The organism is Acinetobacter sp. CAU_H_60 (genome assembly GCF_058599385.1).
This window is the reverse complement of record NZ_CM178653.1, coordinates 397,354-411,336: the sequence shown is the minus strand read 5'-3', so window position 1 is coordinate 411,336 and position 13,983 is coordinate 397,354. Positions and strand designations below refer to the sequence as shown.

19 protein-coding genes are annotated in these 13,983 nt (G+C 43.8%); 12 read left to right on the top strand and 7 right to left on the bottom strand.

Going from position 1 to position 13,983, the window contains the following annotated elements; translation table 11 throughout:
• Nucleotides 1-64: 64 nt before the first annotated feature.
• The gene (locus AC4MBN_RS01940) at nt 65-847 is read right to left on the bottom strand and encodes an NRDE family protein (protein ID WP_491880562.1); all 783 of its coding nucleotides are present in this window, start codon (nt 845-847) and stop codon (nt 65-67) included.
• Nucleotides 848-940: 93 nt separating this feature from the next.
• Between AC4MBN_RS01940 and lgt the strand changes: the two genes are divergently transcribed.
• The 3 genes from lgt to AC4MBN_RS01925 all read left to right on the top strand — a co-directional run bounded on the left by lgt (nt 941) and on the right by AC4MBN_RS01925 (nt 2,614).
• Nucleotides 941-1,753, top strand: coding sequence for a prolipoprotein diacylglyceryl transferase (gene lgt / locus AC4MBN_RS01935; RefSeq protein WP_180033533.1), 813 nt, complete (start codon nt 941-943; stop codon nt 1,751-1,753).
• An 89-nt stretch (nt 1,754-1,842) separates the two neighbouring features.
• Nucleotides 1,843-2,235 (top strand): hypothetical protein, encoded by a 393-nt coding sequence (locus AC4MBN_RS01930; RefSeq protein ID WP_159123610.1) that lies wholly within the window; start codon nt 1,843-1,845, stop codon nt 2,233-2,235.
• Nucleotides 2,228-2,614 carry a hypothetical protein gene (locus AC4MBN_RS01925; RefSeq protein ID WP_419363675.1) on the top strand — a complete coding sequence of 129 codons (387 nt, stop codon included), beginning with the start codon at nt 2,228-2,230 and terminating at the stop codon, nt 2,612-2,614. The genes AC4MBN_RS01930 and AC4MBN_RS01925 overlap by 8 nt, the downstream gene beginning before the upstream one ends.
• Nucleotides 2,615-2,663: 49 nt before the next feature.
• Here AC4MBN_RS01925 and AC4MBN_RS01920 read toward each other — a convergent pair whose 3' ends face one another.
• Entirely contained in the window at nt 2,664-3,209 is a 546-nt protein-coding gene (locus AC4MBN_RS01920; RefSeq protein WP_419363677.1) for a CHAP domain-containing protein, read from the bottom strand.
• 391 nt (nt 3,210-3,600) lie between these two features.
• On the opposite strand from AC4MBN_RS01920, the gene AC4MBN_RS01915 reads away from it, so the two are divergent.
• The 6 genes from AC4MBN_RS01915 (at nt 3,601) to msrA (ending at nt 7,978) form a co-directional block, all read left to right on the top strand.
• Entirely contained in the window at nt 3,601-4,092 is a 492-nt protein-coding gene (locus AC4MBN_RS01915) for a lipocalin family protein (protein WP_180002393.1), read from the top strand.
• 171 nt (nt 4,093-4,263) lie between these two features.
• Entirely contained in the window at nt 4,264-5,106 is an 843-nt protein-coding gene (gene thyA / locus AC4MBN_RS01910; RefSeq protein WP_034169878.1) for a thymidylate synthase, read from the top strand.
• Nucleotides 5,107-5,204: 98 nt separating this feature from the next.
• A complete protein-coding gene (gene dfrA40, locus AC4MBN_RS01905) occupies nt 5,205-5,717 on the top strand; it encodes a trimethoprim-resistant dihydrofolate reductase DfrA40 (protein WP_419363679.1) in 513 nt (170 codons plus the stop codon).
• Between the two features lie 26 nt (nt 5,718-5,743).
• The gene (locus AC4MBN_RS01900) at nt 5,744-6,790 is read left to right on the top strand and encodes an Lnb N-terminal periplasmic domain-containing protein (RefSeq protein ID WP_491880561.1); all 1,047 of its coding nucleotides are present in this window, start codon (nt 5,744-5,746) and stop codon (nt 6,788-6,790) included.
• 103 nt (nt 6,791-6,893) lie between these two features.
• Nucleotides 6,894-7,355, top strand: a complete 462-nt coding sequence (locus tag AC4MBN_RS01895) for an META domain-containing protein (RefSeq protein ID WP_491880560.1) — start codon at nt 6,894-6,896, stop codon at nt 7,353-7,355.
• Between the two features lie 98 nt (nt 7,356-7,453).
• Nucleotides 7,454-7,978 (top strand): peptide-methionine (S)-S-oxide reductase MsrA, encoded by a 525-nt coding sequence (gene msrA / locus AC4MBN_RS01890; protein WP_004781907.1) that lies wholly within the window; start codon nt 7,454-7,456, stop codon nt 7,976-7,978.
• Between the two features lie 89 nt (nt 7,979-8,067).
• On the opposite strand, the gene AC4MBN_RS01885 is transcribed toward msrA, so the two are convergent.
• The 5 genes from AC4MBN_RS01885 to AC4MBN_RS01865 all read right to left on the bottom strand — a co-directional run bounded on the left by AC4MBN_RS01885 (nt 8,068) and on the right by AC4MBN_RS01865 (nt 11,732).
• Nucleotides 8,068-8,472, bottom strand: coding sequence for an ExbD/TolR family protein (locus AC4MBN_RS01885; protein WP_034702344.1), 405 nt, complete (start codon nt 8,470-8,472; stop codon nt 8,068-8,070).
• Nucleotides 8,472-9,095 carry a MotA/TolQ/ExbB proton channel family protein gene (locus AC4MBN_RS01880; protein WP_419363687.1) on the bottom strand — a complete coding sequence of 208 codons (624 nt, stop codon included), beginning with the start codon at nt 9,093-9,095 and terminating at the stop codon, nt 8,472-8,474. The genes AC4MBN_RS01885 and AC4MBN_RS01880 overlap by 1 nt, the downstream gene beginning before the upstream one ends.
• Nucleotides 9,096-9,120: 25 nt before the next feature.
• Nucleotides 9,121-9,891: a TonB-dependent receptor gene (locus tag AC4MBN_RS01875; RefSeq protein ID WP_491880559.1), complete on the bottom strand. Its 771-nt coding sequence runs from the start codon at nt 9,889-9,891 to the stop codon at nt 9,121-9,123.
• Nucleotides 9,892-10,084: 193 nt separating this feature from the next.
• Nucleotides 10,085-10,951, bottom strand: a complete 867-nt coding sequence (gene purU, locus AC4MBN_RS01870) for a formyltetrahydrofolate deformylase (protein ID WP_005232297.1) — start codon at nt 10,949-10,951, stop codon at nt 10,085-10,087.
• A gap of 61 nt (nt 10,952-11,012) precedes the next feature.
• Nucleotides 11,013-11,732, bottom strand: coding sequence for a TetR/AcrR family transcriptional regulator (locus AC4MBN_RS01865; RefSeq protein ID WP_034580311.1), 720 nt, complete (start codon nt 11,730-11,732; stop codon nt 11,013-11,015).
• A 115-nt stretch (nt 11,733-11,847) separates the two neighbouring features.
• Between AC4MBN_RS01865 and AC4MBN_RS01860 the strand changes: the two genes are divergently transcribed.
• The 3 genes from AC4MBN_RS01860 to rpmG all read left to right on the top strand — a co-directional run bounded on the left by AC4MBN_RS01860 (nt 11,848) and on the right by rpmG (nt 13,870).
• Nucleotides 11,848-13,296, top strand: a complete 1,449-nt coding sequence (locus tag AC4MBN_RS01860; protein WP_180012677.1) for a coniferyl aldehyde dehydrogenase — start codon at nt 11,848-11,850, stop codon at nt 13,294-13,296.
• A 165-nt stretch (nt 13,297-13,461) separates the two neighbouring features.
• A complete protein-coding gene (rpmB, locus tag AC4MBN_RS01855; protein WP_000048256.1) occupies nt 13,462-13,698 on the top strand; it encodes a 50S ribosomal protein L28 in 237 nt (78 codons plus the stop codon).
• Nucleotides 13,699-13,714: 16 nt separating this feature from the next.
• Nucleotides 13,715-13,870 (top strand): 50S ribosomal protein L33, encoded by a 156-nt coding sequence (gene rpmG, locus AC4MBN_RS01850; RefSeq protein ID WP_001205031.1) that lies wholly within the window; start codon nt 13,715-13,717, stop codon nt 13,868-13,870.
• Nucleotides 13,871-13,983 lie beyond the last annotated feature (113 nt).

Here is a 13,983-nt window from a genome sequence, read left to right as displayed (position 1 = left end):
ATCTACTCTCAGAGTTCACTGTTTAAACTGATCTTTTTATCAAGATCATCATGAATACTATTATTTATACAATGATCTGAATGACTTTTTCTACGATCTGTCCTGCACTATCTCCCTGCTGGGACTTTTCCAGCCATTGCCAATGCTGCTGATGCAATCTTAGAAAATTGGAACAACGTGTGCCGTAGACCGGACTTTGAATAAATGTAGATGATAGGAGTTCTTCCATCTCCTCGTTAATTCCGGTTTTGGGCAATAGTGCCGGAATCACTTTACGCTCATCTTCTAGAATATCCCAGGCAGCATGATATATATCCGCTTGTGGGATGCTGTGCTGTTGAAGCATCGGCAGAAACTCCTGAGTAAAGCGCTTGTGCAAATGCCGGGTCTTTTGCCAGTCTTCGCTCATCAGGCTATTCGAAACCACATATACCCCATGTGCCAGTACTTGTGGCGCCTCACCACGATTACTCATATAGACGGCCTGATCACGATCACCGACAAACAGGTTAAAGCCAGCATAATCACATTGACGTTTTTCCAACTCTTGAGCAAACCGGATAGGTTTCAATTCAGATTCCAGAAATTCCTGAATAATATGTCCACGTGAAGTTGGGTAGTTATTCTTGTCATTACCATCCCTGAAATTGGTAATCACTGCCCATCGTCCTGAAGTAGTTATACCCATCCAAGTACCACCAGACTGCAGATCCTGCCCGGCAATAATCGGACTGTTCTCCCATTCATATAATGCCTGGGTTGGACGTTGATAGAACTCATCACGATTTGAAATCAGACATAAAGGCGTTTCATCCAGAACTCGCCAAGCCAGTGCCACAATACACATAATTGATGCTCTCGATCTTTACACATTGAATGTACAACATTTTTCTTCGCTTTCAGCTAAAATCTGTGCAAAACAGAATCACAAGGAACAGGAATGCTCACCTATCCAAACATAGATCCCGTTGCAATTTCGCTCGGGCCTTTACAAGTCCACTGGTATGGACTGATGTATCTCTTGGCTTTTTTATTTGCCTGGGGACTGGCAACTTATCGCGCTAAACAACGCGGCTGGACACCAGATATGGTCTCGGATCTGATTTTCTTTGGGGCTTTGGGTGTGATTATCGGTGGCCGGGTCGGTTACGTTTTATTCTACGGTTTTTCTCAGTTTTTGGAAAATCCACTCTGGCTGTTCCAGATCTGGACCGGTGGCATGAGTTTCCACGGCGGCTTCCTCGGCGTAATTTTAGCGATGTTATGGTGGTGCAAGAAATATAAAATGGCCTGGTTCCAGACGCTGGACTTTATTGCCCCCTGCGTTCCGACAGGCCTGATGTTTGGCCGGATCGGTAACTTTATTGGTGGTGAACTCTATGGCCGTCAAGTGACTGATCCAAATTTTGCCTTGGGCATGATTTTCCCAACCGATCCGCTGCAACTGGTACGTCATCCCTCACAACTGTATCAGGCGCTCTGTGAAGGCCTGATTCTGTTTATCGTACTGTGGTGGTTTAGTAGCAAGCCACGTCCACGTATGGCAGTTTCTGCGGTATTCCTGACCGGCTATGGTCTAGCCCGTTTTATCGTCGAGTTCTTCCGTGAACCGGATAATGGTCAGCTATTTATTGGCTGGATGAGTAAAGGACAATTCCTGAGCCTGCCAATGATCCTGGTTGGTCTGTGGATGCTTTGGTATGCCTATCAGAAGAAAGTTTATGACTGGGGTCCACAGAAAAATAACGGATAATTTTCCTAAATATTGCGAGGCATCTGCCTCGCTTTTTTATATTTAAAATATGCTAAAGTGCTTTTTATCTTTTCTGTTCATACATCATCATGCTTGAGTTCTGGTTCAATCCGCAGGTGTCGCTCCTGAAAAAACTGCTGTTCTTTGTTGTGATTGCTGCAATTGCCGTAGGTCTGTACTGGATGGAACCTTTGCCTTTAGATGCCATCCTGATGTTTGCTGGTACTGGAATTATTTTCCTGATTTGTCGTTACTGCAAAATTCATTTCGCAGCAAAAAATCCGACTGGCCTGTTCTATCGTGTCCTGACCTGGATTCCGATTGCCTTATTAATCAGCCTGATTTTTATGAACATGAAACAGGGTGAAATTCTGCTACCGGGCGCTCAGGGAATTGCCTTTATGGCTTTGGCGATCTGCCTGTTTTCGCCTCTGTCTTTGCTTAATCAGAACAAGTCGGATTCAGGTTCCCCACATGCTTGAGTTCTGGTACTCCGAACGCTGCAACCGTCAGCTCAAGCTCATCATTATTATTGCGGTATGTATCGTAATTTACATAGCATCGACTGTAGCGAAACTGGGTCCGATATTTGTTGGAATAAGTCTGGCGATTGGAATGCTGATGCACGTCTTGCGTGAATTTAGATTAAAGCTTTCTCCTGAAAATCCTTATACCGAAGGTTTTCGTGCTTTAACGATGGCGATTCCGATTGTGGCAGTAATTAGCCTGATCGGTTATTTACCTAAAACGGGTGAGATCGGGGAAACTATAGCGCTAGGTCTACAATGCTTGGGTTTTGTGGCGATTGGACTGTTTATCGTGTCGATTTATAATCAACGTGCGAAACGCTTCGAAGATTGAACCATTTCGCGACTTTCATTTTTACGTTCTAAAATTTTCAGCGTCTGATTTAAAGATATGAATCCAGACGGTAATACGTGTATTTCACATCGGAATTACGATAGACCGCATAGCCATTCTGTTTAAAATCAGAAACCCAGGCCGAACCAGAATACGCTGCAATATGACCATACTGATGCTGTGAAGTCCGGTCAATAATATAGATATCACCTTTTTTCGGACGGTCAAAAGACAGGTTGATTTTTCGATAGCCCAATTGCTGCAGAGTATTGCCCCAGTCAGCTGCGGCAACAGGATGATTCACAATTTTTGCGCCTGAAGACTGCAAACCGACACGAATACTGCGTGCACATTTTTGTGTACTGGTACTGCGGGTAATGCCTTGCAGATAGCTGGTGAATTTTTCAATATCGAAACGCTGGCCGTTCATTGCACCGAAAGTCTTGCGAGATTCAGAGTTTTTGCTACGAGCTGACGCAGAGGTATAGCGCTGAGGCTGACGTTTGGAATTTTGTCCCGATTGGGAACGAATTATGACGTTCGCTTGAACAGGAGCATGCACTTCGCTCATATTCACTTGATGATCATAAATCATATTGGACCAAGTACTCCTCGCCTGTAAGTTTGGCTTTCAAATCTTCAACACGCGGTGAATACTAGACGGTTAAATGTTACTTTTCACGTTAAAAATGTAAATATATTTTTCCATATTTATTTAATTTTACTTAACTTGTTATTTCTTTTAGATTTATAAAATTTACAATTTTCACAAAAAAGTTATAAATTCACAACTTTTCAAATCTACTACCGATCCTGCTCAGACTATTTCTAAATCAATATTTGAGCGCCTTTCTGACTAAATCTGTAATTTTACTCACGATAATAAAGTCAACATTTCACTACAGGATTACATCATTCTGGCCAGTAGCTCTCGTATTAGACTGATTTAGTAAATTTAAATTGAGATGATGAGGAAGAAAAAAAATATAAGTCATGATGTAAAGACTATTTCAAATTTCAATTTAGAACAATATTTAGGGATCTGGTACGAAATTGCCCGTCTGCCCATGAAACACCAGCCTGAAGACAGTACTGATATTTCCGCAGTCTATAGCCTGAATGAAAACGGCACAGTCCGTGTCCAGAACCGTTGTCTGGATGGTGCGGGTAAACTGGATGAATCGATTGGGGAAGCCACCATTGTGGATGCAGAACATGGCAAACTGGAAGTCAGTTTCTTGCCTGAAGGTTTGCGCTGGGTACCTTTTACCAAAGGGGATTACTGGATTCTCAAACTGGATGACAAGTATGAAACTGCATTGGTTGGTGAGCCAAACATGAAATATCTATGGCTCCTGCATCGTAAGCCGACACTAGATGAAGCAACCAAACAGGAATATCTGGCCTATGCTGAATCTCTGGGTTATGACCTGTCCGATCTGATCCATACGGTACACACCGGTAAGCCAACAGCTTAAAAAAAGATGATAAAAAAGCATCCATCATGGGTGCTTTTTTATACCCTTTTCTCTCATGTTTAATCATTTTCACTGCTATGCGGAAGTACTCAAAAAAATGTTATGATGAGCGCAATTTTAAATTGCCCAATTCAAAGAAAAGCAATTTGCAACAGATTTTAAGAGAGACCTATGCGCCAATATCTTGACCTTTTACAACATATCCTCGACAACGGCGGCGATAAAGGCGACCGTACCGGCACAGGTACACGCTCGGTATTTGGTCATCAGATGCGCTTTGATCTTTCCAAGGGCTTCCCTTTACTTACCACTAAAAAAGTTCATTTCCGTTCGATCGTGATTGAACTGCTGTGGTTCCTGAAAGGCGATACCCATGTAAAGTATCTTCAGGATAATAAAGTGACCATCTGGGATGAATGGGCAACTGCGGAACAAACCGCACGTTTTGGTCGCCCAGAAGGTGAACTTGGTCCAGTATATGGCCATCAATGGCGTAATTTTGGTGCCACTCAAAATGCAGATGGTAGCTACAATCAGGATGGTTTTGACCAGATCAAATGGTTGATCAATGAAATTAAGACCAATCCGAACTCACGCCGTCTGATTGTATCGGGCTGGAATCCAAATGAAGCGAGTCAGGTGGCTTTACCGCCTTGCCATACCCTGTTCCAGTTCTTTGTCCATAATGGCAAATTGTCTTGCCAGCTTTATCAACGTAGTGCTGACGTTTTCCTTGGCGTTCCATTTAATATTGCCAGCTATGCCCTGCTGACTCATATGATTGCGCAGGTGTGTGATCTGGATGTAGGCGATTTTGTCTGGACGGGCGGTGATACACATTTATATGCCAATCATTTTGAACAAGCCAAACTTCAACTCAGTCGTGAGCCTTTAGGCCTATGCCAGTTGAAACTGAATCCTGAAGTTAAAGACCTGTTTGATTTCAAATTTGAAGATATTGAAATTGTCGGTTATGAATCGCATCCAGGAATCAAGGCACCCGTTGCAGTTTAATTTCGGTTAAACCTCGGAAAATATTCAAATCCCACTTTGCTTAAAGTGGGATTTTGCATTTTAATAGCAATAATTTTTATCTGTTTTTGAGTATGGGTATGGCATTTCAGGATTTAGAAGTCGTTCATGTCGTGGCAATGGATCAGCAGCGCTGTATTGGTAAGGACAATGACTTGCCTTGGCATATCTCAGCAGATCTCAAGCACTTTAAGGAAATCACTCAAGGTGGTGTGATTGTGATGGGCCGTAAAACGCTTGAATCAATGGGCCGTGCGCTGCCTAAACGTGTGAACTGGGTCATTACCCGGGATCCTGACTGGTCTTTTGAAGGCGTCAAAGTCGCGCATACGATTGAAGATGCCCTGACTCAAGCCGTGGCCGATGTGCAGACTTCAGAAAAACCGACTGCTATTTTTATCATTGGTGGTGGTGAAATCTTTAAACAGACTCTGGATATCGCTGATCGTCTGGAACTGACCCATGTTGAACTAGATGTACAAGGTCATGCCTACTATCCGGAAATTCCGGTCGAGTTCAAAAAAGTTGCATCAGAACAACATATCGATGACAAAACCGGTATTGCATTTGAGTTCGCAACATACAGAAAATAAAGCCTATTTTCTATAAAAGATTGAACATGCAAGGACAAGACAATTCAGAAAAGCATTGGAGCCTGTGGTTATTAGGGAGTCTATTTAGTTTATTTGTCCTGTGTTCAAGTCTCTGGCTAAGCCTGATGCTCTGGGTGCAACAACCCTCGGGCAAAATTGGCAGCATCATTCTGATCGGTCTCTGGCTTCTGTTTGCCTGTGTGGTCTTGGGCATTTACTTCACCAAGCATCTGATTTCCCGACAGGTGGATACGGTGCTTTATCTGCTGGCCTTTCTGGTCAGCTTACTCGCTTATTTGAGCATGGAGCCTCGTCAGGATCGGGACTGGAATCCTGAGGTTTCCCGGCTACTCTCCTATGAGCAGCAAGGCAATCAAGTCACCTTGCACAATATCCGTAATTTTGACTGGCAAGCAGAGGGTCAGTATATCGAACGCTGGGAAAGCCGCAGTTTTGATCTAAACGACATTACCGGGGTAAACATTATTACCTCCTACTGGATGGGACCTAAAATTGCCCATACGCTGGTCAGTTTTGATTTTGCCAATCAGAAACCGCTCGCCTTCTCGATCGAAATTCGCAAAGAAAAGGATGAGAAATTTTCTGCTATTGGTGGCTTCTTCCGAAAATATGAACTAAGTCTGGTCGCCTCAGATGAGAAAGATATTGTATATACGCGTAGCAATATTCGTGGTGAACAGGTTTACTTTTTTCCGGTAAAAATGCCACAAGCAGAAGCTCAGGCCCTATTTAAAGAATATCTGCGTAAGGCTGATGAACTGGCCAAAGAGCCTAAATGGTATAACACCCTGAGCAGTAACTGCACGACGCTGGTCTTTGATATGGCTCAGGCAGTATCTCAGCAACAGCTTCCTTCAGATTACCGCTTGCTGGCTTCTGGGTATTTGCCCGATTATTTATATGATTTAAAAGCGCTAGATCAGCGCTGGGATATACAAACCTGGTATCAGCGTGCACACGTTAATCCACGAGTTAGAGATACCGGTCAGATCTCCAGTCAGGAGTATTCACAACGCCTGCGTCAAGGATTACCTGAGTCGGATTCCAGATAATTGTATAAAATATACAACTTAAAGAAAGATACAAAATCAACTGGCATATATTGCATTTTTTTGTTTATATACAAATAGCTAACTCACTATTAGAGTCTCTCTCATGCTAAAAAAATTAACGGCAATCATGATTTTAGGTTCAATCTTTGCTATGTCAGGTTGTGAAACCGTACCGAGTACCTCGTCAGTCAAAACTGAAAATAATTTACAGCTCCTGCAAAATCGCACCTGGATTGTGAACCAGATTGGTAATACCGAAATTACTACAGCACCGACAGTACGCAATATTCCAAGTCTGCAATTCGATGCAGCGACTCAACGCGTGTCTGGCGCAGATGGCTGTAACCGTATCATGGGCAGTTACACTGCCGGCAAAGACACCCTTAACTTAAGCCAGATGGCGAGTACCGAAATGGCTTGTCTGGATAATGCAGGTCTGGATCAGAAATTTAAGGAGGCACTGAGCAAAGTGACTCATTACCAGCTCTATGGTAAAACCCTGAAATTAATGGACCGTCATGGCAATTTACTCATCCAGTTAGAAAGTGCAGTACAGCCTCGCTAAGTTCTGACTACAAAAAGCCTGTGTCGTGCAGGCTTTATATCTTTCATACTCATATGAACATTCAATAATCAGCACTCTACAATGATGAGGACTTAACCATGCAACAAGCACTATTTGGTGGTGGATGCTTTTGGTGTACCGAAGCAGTATTTTTACAGCTTCAGGGCGTACAGAAGGTCGTCAGCGGCTATGCGGGTGGACAAAATCCTAATCCGACCTATGAACAAGTCTGTGGCGGTGATACCAATCATGCCGAAGTGATCCTGATTGATTTTGATGAAAATCAGATTACGTATAGTCAATTGCTCGAAGTCTTTTTCGCAACCCATGATCCAACGACATTAAACCGTCAGGGCAATGATGTCGGCACGCAATATCGTTCTGTGATTTATTATTTTAATGATGAGCAAAAAGAAACTGCACAGCTCACAATAGATTCATTGAAAGCTGAAGGGCTGAATATTGTGACTGAACTTAGCCCTGCACCGACTTTCTACCCTGCCGAAGAATATCATCAGAATTTCTTTGCCAAGAATCCGAATCAGGGCTACTGTAATTTTGCGATTCCACCTAAGTTGAACAAATTACAACACAAGTTTATGACGCTGCTTAAAACTCATTAAACTGGATTCTGCTTGATCAAATGCCCTATTAAATTAAGGCAATAAAAAAGCGACTGAGATCAGTCGCTTTTTTCATTGAGAGCAAAAAATTAATTATCGGTTGCAAAAGCAATATCGCTGAGTCCGGCTCCACTCGCGCGTGACATCACTTGAGCAACGGTGTCATAACGTGATTCTTTATCTGCTTTCAATACGATGGTCGGTTGACGCTCTGCCTGGCTCGCCTCATTGAAACGGGTTTCAAGCTGTTCCAGAGTCAGCACATCGCCGTTCCATGCTACATCACCTTTTGCATTGATGCTAATGGTGACATTTTCCGGTGGCAGGTCAATAATTTCTGCAGTGGTTTGCGGTAAGGTTAATGGAATTGATGGGTTCGCAACGGTCGCTGTCACCAGAAAGATGATCATCAATACCAACATAATGTCGATCAGGGGAATAAGATTCATCTCATTCATGCCTGTATCGTTGTCTTCACCCAATTGAAAAGCCATTAAGCTTGACCTCCAACTAAACTGTCTTGTGTTACTTTTGCATCAGCCTTCTTTGCAGAAGAATCCTGTTGCAACATGGTGTCAATCAATAAGCTATGCGCATGGTCTTGCAGTTCATTGCTTAAAGTGCGGTTAACACGTACACAGATGTTATATGCAAGTACCGCAGGAATCGCCACAGCCAGGCCCAGACCGGTCATGATCAGCGCTTCACCCACTGGAGTGGCTACTTGTGCCAGACCTGCCTGACCACTCTTACCCACAGCAACCAGTGCGTGGAAGATTCCCCATACTGTACCGAACAGACCGACAAAGGGTGAAATTGAAGCGATAGTACCCAGGACGGATACACCTTTTTCTGCATTGCCTTTTTCTAATGCGATCTGACGCAGTAAAGCCTGTTCAGCTACAGCTTTACGTTGTTCAAATGCCAAAGGAGTCATTTTATTTTTCAATTGCCCTAATGCGTTAGATAACTGAGCATAGGCAATCTGTTTAAGTTGGCGAGTGCCCATCAAACGCAGCACAAAAATGGTCCATGTCGCAATCGACATTGCCAATAACACGAAATACAGTGTTTTACTGACTGCATCAGCGTGTTGCCAATAAACTGAAAAGTTCATATTCGAACTCCTAATGGGTTAGCCGTTATTTGGTAATCTGAAAATCGAAAGGCTGTTCCACTCGGGTTGGATAAGCCACACCATTTTCAACATATTTGGTCAGTTGTGCACGACGTACTGCTGATTCAACTTTGCGCGTAACGGCCGGACTACAACTCGAATTTCGTGCGGTCGCAGAGACCACTTTCCCCTGCTCATTTGCAGATACATCTACCACTAGCGAACAGGCGGATTTTAACTCTCCTGCCGAGAGCGACACTTTTGGTGCACGCTGCCAGGATACGCCGCCGCCAATTGCAACACTTTTCGGTGCTGGCGGTGCAGGTGGAGCCGGCAGTGCGACAGGTGCTGGTGGCGCAACCGGTGCAGGTGCCACTTTTTTAGTTTCAGTCACGACCGCAGGAACCACGGGGCTTGGTGCCGGTTTGGCTTCAACTGGCGGTGCAGTAACAGGTTTAGGCGTTTCTGCTTTTTTCACCTGCTCAATTTTTTCTACTTTTTTGGGCGGTGGTGGCAGCGGTTTTTCTGCAATTTTAACTTCTTTCGGCTTTGGTGGCTCTTGTTTAGGCTCTGGCGGCTTTGGCTTCGGTGGTAAAGGTTTTGGGGCTTCCTGAAGTTTGACGAAACGAACCTTTAAAGGTTCTTTATCGACTTGTTTCAGTTCAGGTGCTTCCATCTGGCTGACTGCCCATAAAAGACCCACGTGTCCAACCAGAACCGCCGCCAGAATAGAAACGACTTTCTTTTTCATCTGATTTGACGGTGGTGGTGTCATGGGAGCAGCAACTTGACTCATTAAATCTATTTACCTCGAAGAGATGATGTGAAACAAACTATCAAGCTCATCGGTTAGCACAATTAAAGTACGCCAATAATAAATGAGAAGTGTTTTCATTTGCAACTACTAATCCCACTTTTCTCCATTATTTTTGTTTCAAACAAAAAAGACATACTTAAAGTATGCCTTTTTTAAACAGAGGTGCAAGCGCTTATTGGAACACGACAGTTTTATTGCCGTCGACAATGACACGGTCTTCCAGATGCCATCTCACTGCACGTGCCAGTACATTACGTTCAACGTCCTGACCCAGTTCACGCAGCTGTTCCACAGTAAAGTCATGGTTCACACGCTCCACATCCTGCTCAATGATTGGACCCTGATCCAGATCAGCTGTCACATAGTGTGCAGTTGCACCGATCAGTTTTACACCTTTGTCATAAGCCTGTTTGTACGGATTAGCCCCTACGAATGCTGGCAAGAATGAATGATGAATATTGATCACTTTCATTTCCCATTTACTTACGAATTCTTCATCCAGAATCTGCATATAACGGGCTAATACCAGCAGATCGTTACCCTGCATCAGTTCATCAATCTGTGCATAGGCCTCACGTTTGTTCTCTTTGGTCACCGGAACCACTTCAAACGGAATACCAAAGTTTTCTACTGATTCACGTAGAGTCTCATGGTTAGATACCACTTTAGTAATTTCACATGGCAGACCGCCGCGTGCATGACGCCATAGCAGCTCAAGCAACGCATGGTCGACTTTAGACACCAGAATACCGACCTTTTTCACATCACTGACCAGTGCCAGACGCCAGTGCATGCCATAGCGCTCTGCAACATTGGCAGCAAAAGTCTGCAACAGGCTTTCTTTACGGCTTTGCAGATTGTCCAGTTCAAACTCAACACGCATGAAGTAACGTCCGCCCTGCGCTGCTGTCGCGTATTGATCAAGCGCCGTAATGTTGGCACCCTGATGATACAAGAAGCTTGAAACAGCCTGCACGATGCCCGGCTTGTCTTCACAAGTAATCAATAAACGTGCGGTATTAGCAGTCGTCATATTCATGTTGGTTAAGGTCACTAATTAGTTAAATTAAAAAAATAAGCCGAGTATTCTAACGCGTTTCTTAGATATTCTGAATAGTTTGTTCAGATTCAGGCGGTTTAGGCGACGATAGACTGGCAAACAGCTCTGAAGAACCAAACGAATTGAGCAGGCTCTCATACGTTTGACGGCTTTCACCACGCAGGTAAGCACCTTCCAGAAACACCATCTGACGCAGTGCTTGCCAGACCCATTTTTCTTCCAGAGTGTTGGAATCGGTAATATGCCCCGACATATACAGGAAGTTGGTCCAGTTGGTCAGTACAATCCAGAGGTTAATGATCAGCGCTTCAATTTCTGAATCGGTCATTTCCATCAAGCCGGCATTTACGAAGGCTTTATAAATTTTTTGTCCCTGCTGCATGACCTGTCCAGCAAAGCGTGGATAAAGCTTGCGGAAATCTTCGTTATTTTCGACCAGATGATAAACATCACGATGCAGAAAACGATAAGCCCAAAGCTGACTGCTCAGTACCTGAAAATAATGAATCTTATCATTGGCATCCAGAGCACGATCTTCCGGAAGTGCCAGCATTTCCAGCGTCTGATGCTGATACTGCTCCATCAGTTCCTTGATAATTTCATTTTTATTACGGAAATGGTAATACAGATTACCCGGACTCATGCCGAGTTCAGCAGCAATATGGTTGGTGGTTACAGATCGTTCGCCACGTTCATTAAACAACTGCAAGCTGAGCTGTAAGATACGCTCTTTGGTTTTTAACGTTTTGGTTTGGGACATCCTAAAATAACCATTCAGTTCATGCATTAGTAAGGCTAACACACAAAGTAACTTGACTAATTAGAGTATTTGCTCTAAAAATTAATTAATCGATTTTGAATAATGGTAGTGCGGCATGAACAGTCACACAAAAACAACTTCAATGACACCACATTTTCTTGATAGCCAGCACCTCAATGAAATTCTGGCTCAACAAAAACACGCCTACTTACGCTACCCACTGCCGACGGCAAAGGAACGTATCGATCGTTTAGCTCGGCTTAAGCGTATCTTAGTTAAGTATCAAGATCAATTTGCCGATGCAATTAATCAGGACTATGGTAACCGCTCTGTCGGGGAAACCAAAATTGGCGAGTTACTGACTTGTCTTGAACATATTAAATATTACAGCAAAAACCTGACCGGCTGGATGAAACCGTCCAAGCGTCATGTCGGTATTATTCACCAGCCGGCAAAAGCCTGGGTGCAATACCAGCCTCTAGGCGTGATCGGCATCATCGCACCGTGGAACTATCCTTTATTATTATCTATCGGTCCTCTGATCTGTGCGTTGGCTGCGGGCAACCATGCCATGATCAAGATTTCAAGTTCATCGGCTGCTTTCGGTAAGGTACTGGAAAAAGCCTTAGCTGAAGCCTTTCCTAAAGAACTGGTTGCCGTGGTGAATGGTGGCGGTACGGTATCTGATGCCTTCTGCCGACTGGCTTTTGACAAGATGATTTTTACTGGTTCAACGGCTGTCGGTAAGACCGTGATGGCAGCAGCTGCAGAAAATCTGGTACCGGTAATCCTGGAACTGGGTGGCAAATCCCCTGTACTGGTGCATCCATCGATTGACCTGCGTGATGTGGCTCAGCGTATCGCTGTGGGCAAGCTCTGGAATGCTGGTCAGACCTGCGTAGCACCGGATTATATGTTCCTGCCACGTGGCAAGACTGCCGAGTTTATCGATCATTTTAAAGCCTGTGTTGAAAGCATGTATCCGGACATCAGCCATAATCAGGATTACACCTCGATTATCAATGACAAGCAGTACAATCGTTTGCAAGGTTATCTGGATGATGCCCGTGAGCAAGGCGCGCAGATTATTGAAATCAATCCACGTAATGAATCGCCAGCAGACCTGCGTAAAATTGCACCGACTATTGTGACCAATGTCATGCCAAGCATGCAAATCATGCAGCATGAAATCTTTGGGCCGCTCTTGCCGATCATGGAATATGATCAAATTGACGACGTTATCGACTTTATTAATAGCCGTCCGCGTCCACTTGCATTATACTATTTCGACTTTGATCAGGCGCGTGCTGATTATGTCGCACAGCGTACCCATTCAGGGCATTTCGGGCAAAATACTGTATTAACCCATGTCGCACAGGATGACCTGCCATTTGGTGGTGTCGGTGCTTCCGGTATGGGTAAATATCATGGGCCAGAAGGCTTCTTCAGTTTGTCGCATGAACGGTCAGTAATGTCGAATCCTAAGCTGTATAGCTTGAAATACATTCTGCCTCCGTTTAATAAGCCGATCCATAAGCTGATTTCGAAGACACTTCTTCGATAAATGATCAAGGCATGAGCTATCACACGGGCTCATGCTTCGTTTTAGACAAAATCGCTTGTCTTTTAAGCGCATTTTTGATATAAAACGCCCCTTGAATGAATTCAATCCGTTTATTTTTGACTGGCCATACAGATTTGCTGTTGGCTAAATCAATGGAGTTACACCATGTCTAAGGTTTGCCAAGTTACCGGCAAGCGTCCAGTCGTTGGTAACAACGTCTCACACGCCAACAACAAAACTAAGCGCCGGTTCGAGCCGAACCTGCACCACCACCGTTTCTGGTTAGAAAGCGAAAAACGTTTTGTACGTCTTCGTTTAACCACTAAAGGTATGCGTATTATCGACAAATTGGGCATTGAAAAGGTTGTTGCTGACCTTCGTGCTCAAGGTCAAAAGATCTAAGTAAGGAGTCAGGACAATGCGTGATAAGATTCGCTTAGTTTCTTCAGCTGGTACAGGTTATTTCTATACCACTACTAAGAACAAACGTACTATGCCGGAAAAAATGGAAATCAAAAAATTTGATCCAAAAATCCGTCAACACGTAATCTTCAAAGAAGCTAAAATCAAATAATTTTAGTTTTTTGAAAAAAGCGACCTTCCCGGTCGTTTTTTTTTGCATTTTTTTTATACGACTTGATAAACTTTCTGTTTCTTCTGGCATTTTCTGTGCTTATTTCCCATAAA